Source organism: uncultured Sphingomonas sp., assembly GCF_913776855.1.
Classification (GTDB): Bacteria; Pseudomonadota; Alphaproteobacteria; order Sphingomonadales; family Sphingomonadaceae; genus Sphingomonas.
On record NZ_CAJYQD010000033.1, the window covers coordinates 34,117 to 48,811 of the forward strand.

Annotated in this window: 13 protein-coding genes; 5 read left to right on the top strand and 8 right to left on the bottom strand. The window is 65.9% G+C overall.

Annotation, left to right across the window (positions count from 1 at the left end; all coding sequences use genetic code 11):
* Positions 1-108: 108 nt before the first annotated feature.
* Positions 109-996 carry a LysR family transcriptional regulator gene (locus tag QZ755_RS09395; RefSeq protein ID WP_294322185.1) on the bottom strand — a complete coding sequence of 296 codons (888 nt, stop codon included), beginning with the start codon at positions 994-996 and terminating at the stop codon, positions 109-111.
* Positions 997-1,091: 95 nt separating this feature from the next.
* On the opposite strand from QZ755_RS09395, the gene QZ755_RS09400 reads away from it, so the two are divergent.
* Together QZ755_RS09400 and QZ755_RS09405 are read left to right on the top strand one after the other, a co-directional pair.
* On the top strand, positions 1,092-2,195 hold the full coding sequence (locus QZ755_RS09400; protein ID WP_294322187.1) for an aldo/keto reductase: 1,104 nt from the start codon (positions 1,092-1,094) through the stop codon (positions 2,193-2,195).
* Positions 2,196-2,323: 128 nt separating this feature from the next.
* A complete protein-coding gene (locus tag QZ755_RS09405; RefSeq protein ID WP_294322189.1) occupies positions 2,324-3,244 on the top strand; it encodes an FAD-dependent oxidoreductase in 921 nt (306 codons plus the stop codon).
* A gap of 175 nt (positions 3,245-3,419) precedes the next feature.
* On the opposite strand, the gene QZ755_RS09410 is transcribed toward QZ755_RS09405, so the two are convergent.
* The 3 genes from QZ755_RS09410 to QZ755_RS09420 form a co-directional block, all read right to left on the bottom strand.
* Positions 3,420-4,913 carry a serine hydrolase domain-containing protein gene (locus QZ755_RS09410; RefSeq protein WP_294322190.1) on the bottom strand — a complete coding sequence of 498 codons (1,494 nt, stop codon included), beginning with the start codon at positions 4,911-4,913 and terminating at the stop codon, positions 3,420-3,422.
* Positions 4,914-4,994: 81 nt separating this feature from the next.
* Positions 4,995-5,630, bottom strand: coding sequence for a hypothetical protein (locus tag QZ755_RS09415; protein WP_294322192.1), 636 nt, complete (start codon positions 5,628-5,630; stop codon positions 4,995-4,997).
* The gene (locus tag QZ755_RS09420; protein ID WP_294322194.1) at positions 5,627-5,899 is read right to left on the bottom strand and encodes a PadR family transcriptional regulator; all 273 of its coding nucleotides are present in this window, start codon (positions 5,897-5,899) and stop codon (positions 5,627-5,629) included. The genes QZ755_RS09415 and QZ755_RS09420 overlap by 4 nt, the downstream gene beginning before the upstream one ends.
* A 314-nt stretch (positions 5,900-6,213) precedes the next feature.
* Here QZ755_RS09420 and QZ755_RS09425 point away from each other — a divergent pair, with 314 nt between their 5' ends.
* From QZ755_RS09425 to QZ755_RS09435, 3 genes are read left to right on the top strand one after another with little or no spacing between them, the layout of a single operon-like run.
* Positions 6,214-6,963, top strand: coding sequence for a DUF1080 domain-containing protein (locus QZ755_RS09425; protein ID WP_294322196.1), 750 nt, complete (start codon positions 6,214-6,216; stop codon positions 6,961-6,963).
* Entirely contained in the window at positions 6,960-8,666 is a 1,707-nt protein-coding gene (locus tag QZ755_RS09430) for a GMC family oxidoreductase (protein WP_294322197.1), read from the top strand. The genes QZ755_RS09425 and QZ755_RS09430 overlap by 4 nt, the downstream gene beginning before the upstream one ends.
* The gene (locus QZ755_RS09435; RefSeq protein ID WP_294322199.1) at positions 8,663-9,373 is read left to right on the top strand and encodes a gluconate 2-dehydrogenase subunit 3 family protein; all 711 of its coding nucleotides are present in this window, start codon (positions 8,663-8,665) and stop codon (positions 9,371-9,373) included. The genes QZ755_RS09430 and QZ755_RS09435 overlap by 4 nt, the downstream gene beginning before the upstream one ends.
* Before the next feature lie 76 nt (positions 9,374-9,449).
* On the opposite strand, the gene QZ755_RS09440 is transcribed toward QZ755_RS09435, so the two are convergent.
* The 4 genes from QZ755_RS09440 to lldP are packed head-to-tail and all read right to left on the bottom strand — an operon-like array spanning position 9,450 to position 14,548.
* On the bottom strand, positions 9,450-10,898 hold the full coding sequence (locus QZ755_RS09440; protein WP_294322200.1) for a DcaP family trimeric outer membrane transporter: 1,449 nt from the start codon (positions 10,896-10,898) through the stop codon (positions 9,450-9,452).
* 50 nt (positions 10,899-10,948) lie between these two features.
* Positions 10,949-12,082, bottom strand: a complete 1,134-nt coding sequence (gene lldD / locus QZ755_RS09445) for an FMN-dependent L-lactate dehydrogenase LldD (protein WP_294322202.1) — start codon at positions 12,080-12,082, stop codon at positions 10,949-10,951.
* 16 nt (positions 12,083-12,098) lie between these two features.
* Positions 12,099-12,878, bottom strand: a complete 780-nt coding sequence (locus QZ755_RS09450; protein ID WP_294322204.1) for an FCD domain-containing protein — start codon at positions 12,876-12,878, stop codon at positions 12,099-12,101.
* The gene (gene lldP / locus QZ755_RS09455; protein ID WP_294322206.1) at positions 12,875-14,548 is read right to left on the bottom strand and encodes an L-lactate permease; all 1,674 of its coding nucleotides are present in this window, start codon (positions 14,546-14,548) and stop codon (positions 12,875-12,877) included. The genes QZ755_RS09450 and lldP overlap by 4 nt, the downstream gene beginning before the upstream one ends.
* Between the last annotated feature and the right edge of the window lie 147 nt (positions 14,549-14,695).

Consider the following 14,695-nt stretch of genomic DNA (forward strand, 5'->3'; position numbering starts at 1 on the left):
CTCATTCATGCCCTTGAACTTGTGAAGGCTGACGGCGACCTTACCGAACGAAGCGTCCCGTGATCCTGATCGTCGAATGCCCCTGATCCTAACAACGCCCGCTTGCGATCAGACGCGCATCGCCGCCACGAAGGCCTGGAAAGCGGCAGTCGGTTGGCGGCGGCTGGGATAGTAGAGGTGGTTCGGCGCGAGTACGGGCGCCCAGCCGGCGAGCACTTCGACCAGCGTACCGTCGGCCAGTGCCTGCGCAGCGTGCGGCAGCGGCAGGCAAGCTACTCCCAGCCCTGCCACCGCGGCGTCGCGCATCACGTCGATATCGTTGGTGATGAAGTCGCCACGGACCGACCGTTCCACCGTGCGGCCATCCCGCTCGAATTCCCATCGGTGTACGACGCCGGAGGACGTGTACCGGTAACACAGGCAGCGATGCGCAACGAGATCGTCGGGATCGGCGGGTGCAGGATAGTCGGCGAGGTAGGCCGGGGCGGCAACGAAGACGAGTGGCACCGTCGCGCTGATCGGCACCGATATCATGTCGGCCTGCAGCGTCTGCGCGTGCCGGACCCCGCAGTCGAAACGGTCCGCGACGATGTCGACGAACCCGTCGTCGACCACCAGTTCAACGGCGATGTCGGGATAAGCGCGCGCAAAGTCGGGCAATCGCGGCAGGATGGCGTAGAGCGCCGCGACCCGGTGTGCGCTGACGCGAATCCGCCCCGCCGGTCGTTCGCAGGCGTTATCCAGGTCGGCCAGCGCGCCCGCGACCGAAGCGATCGCCGGCCTCAACCGCGCCAGCAGTTCCTCACCCGCATCCGTCAGCGCCAGCGACCGGGTGGTACGGTCGAGCAGTCGGACGCCCAGTTTCGTTTCGAGCGACCGCATCGCATGGCTCAAGGCCGATGCGGACAATCCAAGCCGCGTCGCCGCTCGCGCAAAGCTGCCGGCGTCGACGATCGTCTCGAACACCGCGAGACCGGACCAGAGATCGCGATCCATTCCTGAACATCCTTCAGCAACCCATGCGCTGCGGATGATCTAATCCTCGCGCCGTCCTGCGTCCATCTGGAGCCGACACACTGGAGGATGCGATCATGAAACTCGACAGCTATCGCCCGCTCGGCCGGTCCGGCCTTCTCGTCAGCCCACTGGCACTCGGTACGATGACCTTCGGCACGCCGCGATGGGGGCTGGACGAGAGTGGAAGTCGCGCGGTGTTCGATCGCTACACCGATCTTGGCGGCAATTTCATCGATACCGCCGACGTCTATGCGGGCGGACGATCGGAAGAGATGGTCGGTAGTTTTGTCGGCGTGCAATCGTCGCGCGACCGGCTGGTGATCGCGACGAAATCGGGGTTTGCGACCGGCCGCGGCTGTTATGCAGGTGGCAATGGCACGCGCCACATTCTGGCGTCGGTAGAAGGATCGCTACGCCGACTCCGGACGGACTTCATCGACCTGTACTGGGTACATGTCTGGGACGGTATCACGCCGCCCGAGGAACTGCTGCGGACGATGACCGCGCTCGTCGCAGCGGGCAAGATTCGCTACTGGGGCATATCCAACACGCCGGCGTGGTATGTCGCCGAGCTCGCGACACTAGCACGGGTCCAGGGCGATCCGGCGCCGATCGGCCTGCAATATTTCTATTCGCTGGTCGAACGCGGGGTCGAAGCCGAACACCTGCCGCTCGCGCGATCGGCGGGCATGGGTCTCGTTCCCTGGAGCCCCCTCGCCTATGGCCTGCTCACCGGCAAATACGACCGCGCGACCGTCGAGGCGGGGCCCAGGCGCGCGGGCGGCGTCCCCAACCAATCCGGGCAGGACAGCGCGGCGCGGCCCACCGACGACAAGCGGCTCGATGGCGACAATCCGTTCGGCGACACGCTGTTCACCGAGCGCAACTGGCAGATCCTCGACGAACTGAAACGCGTCGCCGCGGAGATTGACGAGAAGCCAGCGCGCGTCGCGCTGTCCTGGGTGGTCGGACAGCCTGGCGTCACATCGACACTGATGGGCGTGAGCCGGGCGGAGCAGGTAACCGACAATGTCGCCGCACTTGGCCTTACCCTTTCCCCCGATCACCGTGCTACGCTCGATACGGTGAGCGGCGGCAACCTGCCGTTTCTCTACAGCCTGTTCGCCCCCGCCCTGCGCAACCAGGTGGTCTTCGGCGGCGGAGACGTTCGAAGCTGAACCGTCATCCTGAAGCCGCTCGCCCGAGACGAAATCTCCGCGCTACCGGCTCCAATCGACAAACTCCGCGTTTGACGCTGTACGGTCGGCAGCGCGTTCGTTTGCTGAATGCCGGCACGGGGATAGTCATGCAGATCGGAATCATCGGGGCGGGAATGGCGGGCCTGTCCTGCGCGCAGGCGCTTCGTCATCAGGGGCACGATGTCATCGTGTTCGACAAGGGGCGTGGGCCGGGTGGCCGGATGTCGACCCGCCGCATCGACACCCCGCTGGGTGAAGCCGCGTTCGATCACGGCGCGCAATATCTGACGGCACGCGACCCCGCGTTCGTCGCGCAGGTCGAACGCTGGGCGCAAGACGGCCACGTCGCGCGCTGGTCGCCCGCCGGCGCGGAGGCATGGGTCGGGACGCCCGCGATGAACGCGCCGATCCAAGCGATGGCGCGCGACGGCGACGTCCGCTGGAACACGGTCATCGACACCCTGACCTATGACGGCGAATGGCGGATCGGTAACGAGCGGTTCGACGCAGCGATCGTCGCGGTGCCCGCCGAACAGGTCGCGCCCTTGGTCGCCGCCCACGATGTCGCGATGGCCGATGCGGCCCGTTGCGCGGTGTCCGACCCGTGCTGGACCGTCATGGCAGCATATGACGGCCCCGTGCCGATCGATCGCGATCGGCTTACAGACCTTGGCATCATCGGATCCGCCGTCCGCAACTCGGCCAAGCCAGATCGGACTGGACCGGAGGCCTGGGTCCTTCAGGCCAATGCCGATTGGTCGCGCGCGCATCTAGAGGACGATCCCGACCCGGTGCAACGCGCGCTTCTTGAGGTGTTCGCGGACCATATCGGCGCCGGCACGCCTGCCGTCATCGCGACCAGCGTCCATCGCTGGCGGTATGCGAAGGTCGACGCGTTGAACCGCAGCGCGATCTGGAACGTTGATATCCGGCTAGGCGCCTGCGGCGACTGGCTTCTCGGACCGCGGATCGAAGCTGCCTGGCTGTCGGGACAGCATCTCGCAGAAATCGTCGGATCGACAGATTAAACCGGTTCGCAACGGAATGTCTGATACTGAGAAGTGGGCATGAAGGTCGGGAAATCTATCGACCTGTTGAACTTGCCCAAGTTTTTACGGACACCTCTTCCGCCGGAGTGTCGTACCATCAGCACTGATACGGTCCGCGTTTCGACCGGATACGATCGTACATGCCAATCCGAGATCAGCCCGGCTTCGGTCCTTCCGTATTTTCAGATGTCGGCTGACGCTCGAACCTGATCGGTGGCCCGCCTTCGATGATGTCGAAGTGGTCGGCATCCGGGGCGAACCGAATGACGATGCCCATGCCGGCTGTGAAGAACCGATCGCCGGGCAGGGCGATCAGCCGTTCGGGAGCAGGCCCGCCGGTATGCGCGTACAGCCCGTCCTTGCGCGCTTCGAAGGTGACCGACAGGTCGCCGCCATCGAACCGCCCCGCCCGTTTGGACAATGCGGCCGCGGACAGTTGCTGTTCCGTGGCGGCGGGCGCCGCGATTTCGCTCCAGCCATATTCGGTCGCTACCGCGCGGACGATCTCGTCCATCAGACGTCGCCCCTGCCCGCCATTGGTCAGGATCGCGATCCCATCGCCCCTGTCGGCATAGGCCACCATCGACGACTGGTAGCCCTCGTTCACCCCGTCATGCCCGAAGCGCCTTGCCCCATCGGTGTAGAGCATCGGGCCAAGCCCCCAATTGCCGCGAACCGGGGTCAGCATCGTCGCGGTCATCGCCGGTGACAATCGGTGGCCCGGCCGACCCTGCGCAGACGCCTGCACGTCGATCAGCAATCGCGCCAGGTCGCGGGCAGTGGTCCATAGCCCGGCGGGGCCGAGTTCGGGATAGACGTGGTAATTACCCGCAATCGGCTGGCCGTTCGCGTGTCCGAAGGCGAGATCGCTGTGGATCGTCGGGGCGGATGTCAGCGAGAATGTGCTGTGCGCCATGCGAAGCGGGCGTAGAATGTCACGGTCGGCCAACCGAGCGAACGACAGGCCGCTCACATCCGACAAGGCGAGTTGGGTCACGACATACCCCCCACCCGAATAGCGCCATTGCCCGCCCGCTGGCAGGGTGCTGCGGACCGCTTCGCTATTCGCCGGCGAACTGCCCTCCAGGATCTGTACCGTGCTTGGGAGCGGCGCCCCGGTCGCGTAGCCCGCAAACCCGTGTACCCCCAGACCGGCGGTATGGCTGAGCAATTGCCGCAGCGTCACGCCCCGCGGTGCGAGTTTCGCATCGGGCGGCAAATGCCAACTGCGCAATGCAGTGTTGATGTCGTTGTCGAGGGCGATCTTGCCCTGCTCTACCAGCCGCAGCGCCAGCATCGCGGTCACCACCTTGCTGATCGATGCGGCCTGAAACATGGTATCCGGGGTTACCGGCGCGCAGGTCGCGGCGTCCCGAACACCCCAGCCTCGCGCCCAGGCGATCCTGCCGCGATGAATGACCGCGACGCTGACACCCGGCACGCCATAGGCCCGCATCCGTTCGCCCAGCGTGGACGCGCGCTCGCCCGGCACCTGTACCGGAAGACGCAGGTTGGCCATGATGCGACGGACGCGAGCATCGACCGGTCCGCCTGACGCCTCGTCGCGTATCGGACAATCTCGCGCCTGGGCCGTCGCGGGACCCGCGACCAGCGCGCCGAGGAACAGCAATGTCGGGATCATACGCATGATCGGCCTCCTCTCGTGAAACGGGCAAGCGGCTCCGATGCGCAGCGCGGCGACGCAGCGGCGTTCACAATTCTCAGGACGTCAGTCGGCCACGTTGCGCGGCACGCCGCGTTCGGACAATTCACCATGCCAGCGCGCCATTGCGCTCAGCATGAACAGTTCGACGATCAGGATCGCCGTCTGTAACAACAGCTGCGTCAGATCGAGGTATAGCAACGCCATGACCGGAAGAACGGTGACGGTCGCCGCCAGCGTCAGCGACGCCGTCTTTACGACCCGTGGCCAGTCCCTTTCGAGGATGAGCCACGCCATGCGCAGATGTCCGACGCCGAGAACCAGCAACAGGCCGATGACCGATGGCACCACCATTCGATAGGCGCTGACGGTCAGCGGATTCTGTCGTGCGATCAGGTCGATGACCCCGGCATCCGGGACGAAGAACGGGAAATCGAACAACGCGCAACCAAGCTGCAACCCCGCCAGCGGGACCATCAGGCCAAGCGCGAGGAAATGCGCGGTCAGGGTGAAGCGACCTTCCGCATGGACCGGCAGGCGAACCACGGCGGCAAGCAGGCAACCCGATGCGAAGCGAAGCGCACCGCCCACCTCGATCGCAACCTCCAGCTCTGCCTGCATGGCAAGACCCCAGGGACGACGACGTTCCTCCATGCAGGCGATGGCCAATGCCATCAGGGCGCGTGCCAGCGATGCCTTCATGCCTGCACCACTCCCCTGCCCGGAAAGCCTGCCGGATCGATCGATTCATGTGCCAAGGCAACCCCCGTCGCAGTCAGGCGATAGGCGTGGCGCGCCGGACGGCCCAGCCGCTCGGGAGGATGCCATTCCGCCTCGACTAGCCCCTGATCGGTCATCCGCATCAGCAGCGGGTACAACGTACCCGATTGCAGCCCGGTCTCCTTCATCAGGTCATAGCCATAGCGCCACTGCTGCGTACGCGCGGACAGCGCAGCGAGCAGCGCAAGCATCTGTCTGGAAGGGCGGCGGACTCGGGCCATGCGCAAAAGTCACATATGTAGATTTATTCGTCAAGCAGGCTCGTGCAGGTCATCGCCCGTTGGATTTGCTGCCACCGCAAGGCGGCGTTGCGCGACGGTCGGTTAGATCGGTGTGCCTTCGCGCTTGCAACGTTCGGTGCGGCCACACCCATCGATGCACGTGCCGCCGTGGACGTCATAGCACCACGCGCAGCTTCGGTTGGCTCCCTTGTAAACGAGCGTGGAGTCGGTAAGCCTTTGACAACGGCGGCGTATATGCACGGCGATAACTTAGGAGAACCACCATGCGCATCGCATTCGGCATCGGCGCGTCCCTCGTGCTGATGGCATCGGCCGTCCAACCGCAGCCCGCCCAGGAACGTGCCAACGTCCTGACGGCGCAGGAACGCGCGCAGGGGTGGCAGTTGCTGTTCAACGGACGCGACCTGTCGGGATGGCGATCGTTCGACGGTTCAGCCCCGGCGTCGACCTGGACGGTGCGCGACGGCACGCTCGCGCTGACCAAGGCCGACGGGCAGATGAGCGGAACCGATCTGGTGACCGCCGATACCTTTGGTGCGTTCGAGCTGACGCTGGACTGGAAGGTCGAACGCGGCGGCAACAGCGGCATCCTCTATCTGGCGCGCAGGATGCCGGACGCACCACTGTTGTACCAGACCGGGTTGGAGATGCAGGTCCTCGACGATCAGGGGCATTCGGATGGCAGGATCCCGACCCATCGGGCCGGTTCGCTCTACGACATCACGGTGCCCCCGGCCGACGCATCGCGTCCTGCGGGAAGCTGGAACCGGGCGCGGCTGCTGGTCGAAGGCGGACGCATCCGGCAATGGCTGAACGGGACGTTGACCGCAGACGTTTCCTATGGCGACGATGCATGGCGCAAACGGGTCGCCGGATCGAAATTCGCAAAGATGCCGTTGTTCGGCACGTTTCCCAGCGGTGTGATCGGCTTGCAGGACCACGGCGAGCCGGTCGCGTTCCGCAACATCAAGCTGCGCCGGATCGGCGCGTCGGCGTTGGGAGCGGCAAAGTGACGCAGGCGGCAAGGGCTGCCGCCGACGCCACGGTCGACATCATCATCGTCGGATCGGGCGCGGCCGGCGGGATGGCGGCCTACAGCCTGACCAAGGCGGGCCTTAGCTGCCTGATGCTGGAGGCCGGACGCAATTACGACCCGCAGGCCGAGGTCAATATGTTCGCACCCGAAAGCGATGCCCCGCTGCGCGGGACCGGCACGCCCGACAAGCCGTTCGGCTATTTCGACGCGACGGTCGATGGTGGCTGGCAGGTCGATGGCGAGCCATATACGATCCGCGAGGGCACCGACTTTCGCTGGTATCGCCCGCGGATGCTGGGCGGACGCACCAACCATTGGGGGCGCCACGTTCCGCGCTTCGGCGCCTACGACTTCAAGCCCTTTTCGCGCGACGGACTGGGCGTCGACTGGCCGATCGGCTATGACGACGTGGCGCCATTCTATGACCGGGTCGAGCGCCTAATCGGGGTCAATGGCGGCCCGATCGGGTTGGAGAACCACCCGGATTCGCCCGCCGACTGCCTGATGCCCCCGCCAAAGCCGCGAGTGCCCGAAATGCTGATTACCGCGGCGGCGGAAAGCCTGGGCATTCCCGTCCGCGCCGCGCACACCGCGGTGCTGACCCGCGACATGCCCGACAAGGTCGCCCCGCGCAACGCGTGCTTCAACGCCACGCCCTGCACGCGTGGCTGCACGATCGGCGCAATGTTCCAGACCACGACCTCGCTGCTGCCGATGGCCAGGGCGACGGGCAAGCTGCGCGTGGTGACCGATGCGATGGTGTCGCGCGTGGTGATGGCGTCGGGCAGGCGTGCGGCGGGCGTCGAATATGTCGATCGCAAGACCGGTCGGCGCCATCAGGTAACGGCACGCGCGGTCGTGCTGGCCGCCGGTACCGGTGAGACGACCCGCCTGCTGCTCAATTCGGGTCAGGAGGGGCGCGGCCTTGCCAATTCGTCGGGCGAACTCGGCCGCAACCTGACCGATTCCACCGGCGCATCGTTTCGCGCCTATATCCCCGGCCTCGCCAACCGACCCCGCTATAATGAGGACGGGATCGGCGGCCAGCATATCTACATTCCGTTCTGGCTGTACGAACAGCAGAAGCGCGGCGAGCTGGACTTTCCGCGCGGCTATCATTTTGAGATTGGCGGCCGCTTCGGCATCCCGCCCGACAACGTTCTGCCACGGCTGTGGGGTTCGGCGCTGAAACAGGTGGTGCGCGAACGCTCCGGCGCGACGATCGCGCTCGTGCTGCGCGGCGAGATGATCCCCAACAAGGACAGTTTCTGCGAGATCGATCCCCAGGTGAAGGACCGCTTCGGCATCCCCGTGCTGCGCTTCGCGTTCAAATGGTCGCGACATGAAGTCAATCAGGTCGCGCATGGCCGCCGCGCCGCCCATTCGGTGTTCCGGCGGCTGAACGGCACGATCCTCGATCCCGACCTGCCGCCCGAAAAAATCATGACCGCCGGCGGAGAGATCATCCATGAACTCGGCACCGCGCGAATGGGTGTCGACCGGCGAAGCTCGGTCGTCGACAGTTTCGGTCAGACATGGGACGTCGACAATATCGTGCTGATGGACGGCGCGACCTTTGCATCGGGACCGCACAAGAACCCTACGCTGACCATCCTCGCGCTCGCGTTGCGGGCATCGGAACGACTGGCCGCACGCCTGACCTCGGGAGCCTTGGCATGACGATCACCCGCCGTACGACGCTGCAATGGTTCGCTACCGCCACCACGCTGTCGATTGCGCCATGGACGCCAGCATTCGGCGCGGTCGCGACAGGGGCCGGAACGCCACCCCCGTTCGCCGTGGCCGACTGGCCGGCAACGGTTGCCCCCTTGCCGCCGACCAGGGGCTATGGGCGCGATCCCGACCTTGCCGATCCCAAGGTGCCGTGGCCGCTGACCTTTACCAAGGCGCAGCGTGCCGCCATCGACATGCTCGGCGACATGATCCTGCCGGCCGATGCGGCGTCGCCGGGTGCCGGCAAGCTCGGCGTCGGTGCCTTTGTCGACGAATGGATCAGCGCGCCCTATCCGCGCCAACAGGACGACCGGACCACGATCGTCGCCGGGCTGGCATGGCTCGACGCGCAGAGCCAATCGCTCCACCAGGCATCCTTCATCGCGCTGACCGCTGCGCAACGCGCCATGCTACTCGACGCGTTGACCGCCGCCTCCCCCGCCGCCGCCATGGTTAAGCCGGTCGCGTTCATGGACAGGCTACGCAACCTGTTCGTGCTGGGCTTCTACAGCCTGCCCGAAGGCAAGGCCGATATGGGCTATATCGGCGATCAACCGATCGAAGGTGCATATCCCGGCCCGACCGAAGCGGCGCTGGCCCATCTCGCCACCGTGATGAGGGAACTGAAACTGGAAGCCAGTACGCGAGCATAGCCTCGCCAGGGTCAGTGTCCGTCGGCCTAGGCCAGACAAGGACGGCAGCGGCCCGCGCTCCTGTGTTCGATCCGGCTCAGAAGCCCTGCTTCACGGTAAAATGCAGCCGGTCGAGCGTCCCGCTCACGCCGTTGGCGAGTTCGCGGTGCGACACACGCAACTCGACGCCAAGGTCGAGGCGCGGCAGCGGCGAGACGAAGAGGTTGACCGCGGTGTCCCACACCTGTCGGGTCGATAGCGGCGATGCCGATGCCGGGTTCCAGATCCGCTGGAACGAACCCATCCAGGTGCTGCGCAGCCCCGGCGTCCAGAAATGGCGAACGCCGACAAACCCGGCGAGCAGCGGTACCGGCTCCAGCCTGTCGTCCGCGGCATCATAGATCGCATCGGCGGCAACGTTCGCACCGACATACCGACCCAGCCCGCGCCCGCCCGTCATCATGAAGCGGATATCATCCCCCGTTCCGGTCGGCAGGGGCGCGATCCCGGCCAGCGACATGCCATAGCCCCGTGCGGTGGCCGCCGGGCGACCATTCGCCGGATCGACCCGCATCGAACGCAACAATCCGGTCAGGGACAGGCTGGCCCCCTTCGCCGACCAGAGCAGCTGCCCGGTCAGGTCGGGGATGCTGTCGTCGTCATTGTCCGACAAGGCGGGCGCACCCGCCATCGCCGACACCGTTTCCGGGTTCTCGATCGAGGCCGAGATGCTCCACCCCCTGCCAACCGGCCGACTGTAGCGCAACTGCATCTGGCGGACCAACACGGTGCCATCGGTCACCCCGACGAAATCGGCGGTTTCGGGCAGTGCTGCGACATATTGGAAGTTGCTCCAATCCTGTCCGACCGCAAAGCCACCATAGCCCGCGACCGCGCGGCGCAGGCCGAAGGCATAGGGATTGAGCGCGCGCTCTCCGCCCGAAACCGTCGGGGCTACCTGGAAATCCGCCTCGATCAGTGTCGTCACGGTGCTGGCGCCGACCGGTGTCGCGGTCTGGAACGCGATGCGCGACTGTTTCGCCGACGCATCAGCGAGGATGCCCGATCGCCGCCCGCCGACCGGGATCGACTGGGGCAGCGACAGCTCGCGTCCCAGCGGATTGGTCGCGGTGTCGCCATTGCCATAGCGGCTGAAGATCAGGTCGCCCTTGATAAAGCCGTTGATGCGAAAGCTGGTTTCGCCGATCCGAAAGCCATAGCCCGCCGGCAGCGTCGAAGGTCCGCCCTGCGCCGTAATCGACGGCGCACCCGCCGGCCGGGGCAGCGGGTCGCGGACGCCCTGCGGCTGTGACGTGGCGGCCGTGGCCGTGGGCGATGCGGCGGCCACCACGGCCGGTAACGTCTGGCTCGGCTGGGTCGCGGCCAGCGCGCGCTGCACCGTGTCGAGCTGTCGCTGCAACGCGTCCACCTTGTTGCGCAATGCCTGATAGTCCGCGGCGGTCTGCGCAGCGGCGGGCGTCGTGCCCGCCAGCATCAGTCCCGAAAGCAAGACGGCACGGGTCGTCCGCTGCCTGGAGTGCGGCATCCTGTATCCCCTATCCTGATGGTCCGGCGTCCGCGCCGGTGCGGTCGGCGTCAGCGCGCGATGATGGTCGGATCGATGTCCGCGATCGTCCGCACGCCGGTCAGCGCCATCGCCACCCGCATCTCGCGGTCGAACAGTTCGAGGAGGTTGGCGACCCCCGCCTGCCCATCGGCGGCCAACGCATAAATGAACGCACGGCCGAGCATTGCTGCATCGGCGCCGAGCGCCAGCATCCGCACGACGTCCAGACCCGAGCGTATCCCGGAGTCGGCGAGGATCGACACCTGCCCCTTCACCGCATCGGCGATTGCCGGCAACGCACGCGCCGACGACAACACGCCGTCGAGCTGCCGTCCGCCATGGTTCGACACGACGATGCCCTGCGCACCGAAACGCACCGCTTCGCGCGCATCCTCGACATCGAGAATGCCCTTGATGACGATCGACCCCTTCCAGATGTCCCGGATCCATTGCAGGTCGCGCCAGCTGATCGACGGATCGAAATTGGCGCCAAGCCAGCCGATATAGTCCGCAAGGCCGGTCGCGGCGCCGCGATAGGCCGAGATGTTGCCCAGATCGTGCGGCCGGCCGTGGATACCGACGTCCCATGCCCAGCGCGGATGCGTAACCGCCTGCAGCATCCGCCGCCACGCGGCGTTCGGCCCCGACATCCCCGAATGCGCGTCGCGGTAGCGTGCGCCCGGCACCGGCATGTCCACGGTAAAGACCAGCGTTTCGACCCCGGCCGCCTGCGCGCGCTCCAGCGCGTCGCGCATGAAGCCGCGATCCTTCAGGACATAGAGCTGGAACCAGATCGGTGCGCTCAACTGGCGCTGCACCTCGTCGATCGCGCAGACCGAGACGGTCGACAGCGTGAAGGGTATCCTCTTAGTCGCCGCCGCTCGTGCCGCCTGCACCTCACCCCGCCGCGCGTACATGCCGGTCAGCCCGACGGGCGCCAGCACCACCGGCATCGCGAGAGACCGGCCGAACAAGGTGGTGGACAGGTCGATATCGGCGACATCGCGCAGCACGCGCTGGCGCAACGCGACCTCGGACAGGTCGGAGACATTATGGCGCAGCGTATGTTCGGCATAGGCCCCGCCGTCGATATAGTGGAACAGGAACGGCGGCAGGCGTCGCCGCGCCGCTTCGCGATAGTCGGTGGTTGCAGAGATGATCATCGGCTCGTTCCTGAGATTAAAGCACGGTGCCGGCGCTGCGCGCGGCAGCGGCGCGTTCGGTTCGGGCGATGTCGTCCTCTACCCGCCGGACGGTGGTACGCACGAATTCGAGATGGACGTCGGCCGCATCGCGTGCGCCGTCGGCATCGCCCGCGACGATCCGATCCATGATCGCGCGGTGCTGCGCCGACAGTTCCTCGAAGGTGTGCGGCACCGCGTAAATCTTTTCGCGGGTTTGCGAAATGCTGGTGTGGAGCAACCCGAACAGGCTGGACATCACGTGCGTCAGTACCGCGTTGCGCGACGCATGGGCAATGGCGAGGTGGAAGGCAGCATCGGCATGTGCCTCGGCCGCGACGTCGCCGATCACGTGGAGCTTCTCCATCGCGTCGAAGCGGCGGCGAATGCGGTCCTTGTCGACCGCGTCGGCACGTCGCGCCGCGTGATAGGCCGCGGTCCCGTCGAGCGACTCGCGGACCTCGAAGATGTCGTGGCCATAGCCGGGATTACCCTCGACAAGCGGCGCGAGCGGTTCGGCGATCATCTGCTCGGTCCACTGCGCCGACGGCTCGGCAAGGATCGCGCCGGCGCGCGGGCGGACGATGATCCGCCCCTGCGCCACCAATCGCGTCATCGCCTCGCGCAGGATGTTGCGCGATACACCCAGCGTCTCGGCCAATGCGCGTTCGGACGGAAGGCGCGCGCCGGGCAGCAGCTTGCGTTCGGCGATCAGAGCCTCGATCGCGGCCTCCGCCCGGCCCGACACGCTGGGCACCGCGGTTCCGGCGGCGCTCACGGGATCATCCACGGAACGAGATACGCCTGGATCGTGGTGATGATCCCGACCAGCGCACATAATGGCAGGCTGTGGCGCACGGTGAAGCGGAACAGGTCCGATTCCTTGCCGACCAACCCGACCGCGGCGCAGGCGATCGCGATCGACTGCGGCGAGATCATCTTGCCGGTGACGCCGCCGGTGGTGTTGACCGCGACCAGCAGCACGTCGCTGACCCCGATCTGATGCGCGGTATTGGCCTGGAGGGCGGCGAACAGCGCGTTTGCCGAAGTGTCCGATCCGGTCAGGAACACGCCCAGCCACCCCAGGAACGGTGAAAAGAAGGTGAATGCCGAGCCGGTATGGGCCAGCGCCAGTGCCAGCGTCGCCGACAATCCCGAATAATTGGCAAGGAACGCGAAGGCGAGGACCATGCCGATCGAATAGATCGGGATCGCCAGGCTCTTGAGCGTTTCGGCAAAGGTGCGCGCCGCAGCGGCAGGCTTCATCCGCAGGAAGGCGATGGTGACGATCGCGGCCAGCATGATCGCGGTGCCGGTCGCCGACAGCCAGTCGAACTTGTAGACCGCTTCATAGGGCGTGACCTGCTTCACGATCGGCGGCACCTTCGCGACCAGCTTGTCGAGGAACGGCACATGCAGTTTCAGGACCAGATGGGCAAGCGGCCCGTCGGCCGCGAACAGCGCCTTGACCGGGGCGAGGCTCCACAGCGTGACGAACACGGTCAGGATCAGGAACGGCGACCAGGCCCAGGCGATCTTCGCCGGGGTATGGCGCACCGTCTGCGTCGTGATCGGCGCAACCGGGACCGCACCATCGGCGGCGACCTCCGCCGCATCGAAGCGGAAGATGCGCTCGGGCTGCCAGAAGCGGAGGAACACCGGCAGCGCGACCAGCGCGGCGAGCGCGGCGGTGATGTCGGGCAGCTCGGGACCGATGAACTGCGCGGTCAGGAACTGGACGATCGCGAACGAACCGCCGGCGACCAGGATCGCGGGCCATGTCTCCCGCACGCCGCGCGGACCGTCCATGATCAGGATCAGCCAGAACGGAATAATGACCGACAGCAGCGGCAGCTGCCGCCCCGCCATCTGCCCGATCAGGAATGGATCGATGCCCGTCACCTGGCCCGCGACGACGATCGGGATGCCCATCGCGCCGAAGGCGACCGGCGCGGTATTGGCGATCAGGCATAGCCCGGCAGCATAGAGCGGACGAAACCCCAGCCCGACCAGCAAAGCCGAGGTGATCGCGACCGGCGCGCCGAACCCCGCCGCCCCTTCCAGAAACGCGCCGAACGCGAACCCGACGAGCAGCAGTTGCAACCGTTGATCCTCAGTAACAGTCAGGATCGACTGGCGGATGATGTCGAATGCTCCGGTAGCGACCGCGATCCGGTACAGGAACACCGCGCCGAGGATGATCCACGCGATCGGCCACAATCCGTAGAAAAAGCCGAACACGCCGGCGGCCAGTGCGCTGTTGACCGGCATACCATAGAGAACGATCGCGACCGCCAGCGTCAGCGCGACCGTGATGGTACCTGCTACATAGCCCTTCAGTCGAAAGACGGTCAGCGCGAGGAAGAAGAAGATGATCGGGACGGCCGCAACCAGGCTGGATAGCCAGATATTGCCCAACGGATCGTAATTCTGCGCCCAGACTTCCACGGCACCTCTCCTGATATTCTGGTAGTACCAGAGATGCATTCTTATGTTTTTAATCTGCCGGTTTTGGCATTAGGTCAATTAAGCGTAACGCAACATGGTCGTTTCTGGTAGGACCAGTAAGACATGTTAAGGAATTGGCCTCAAGAA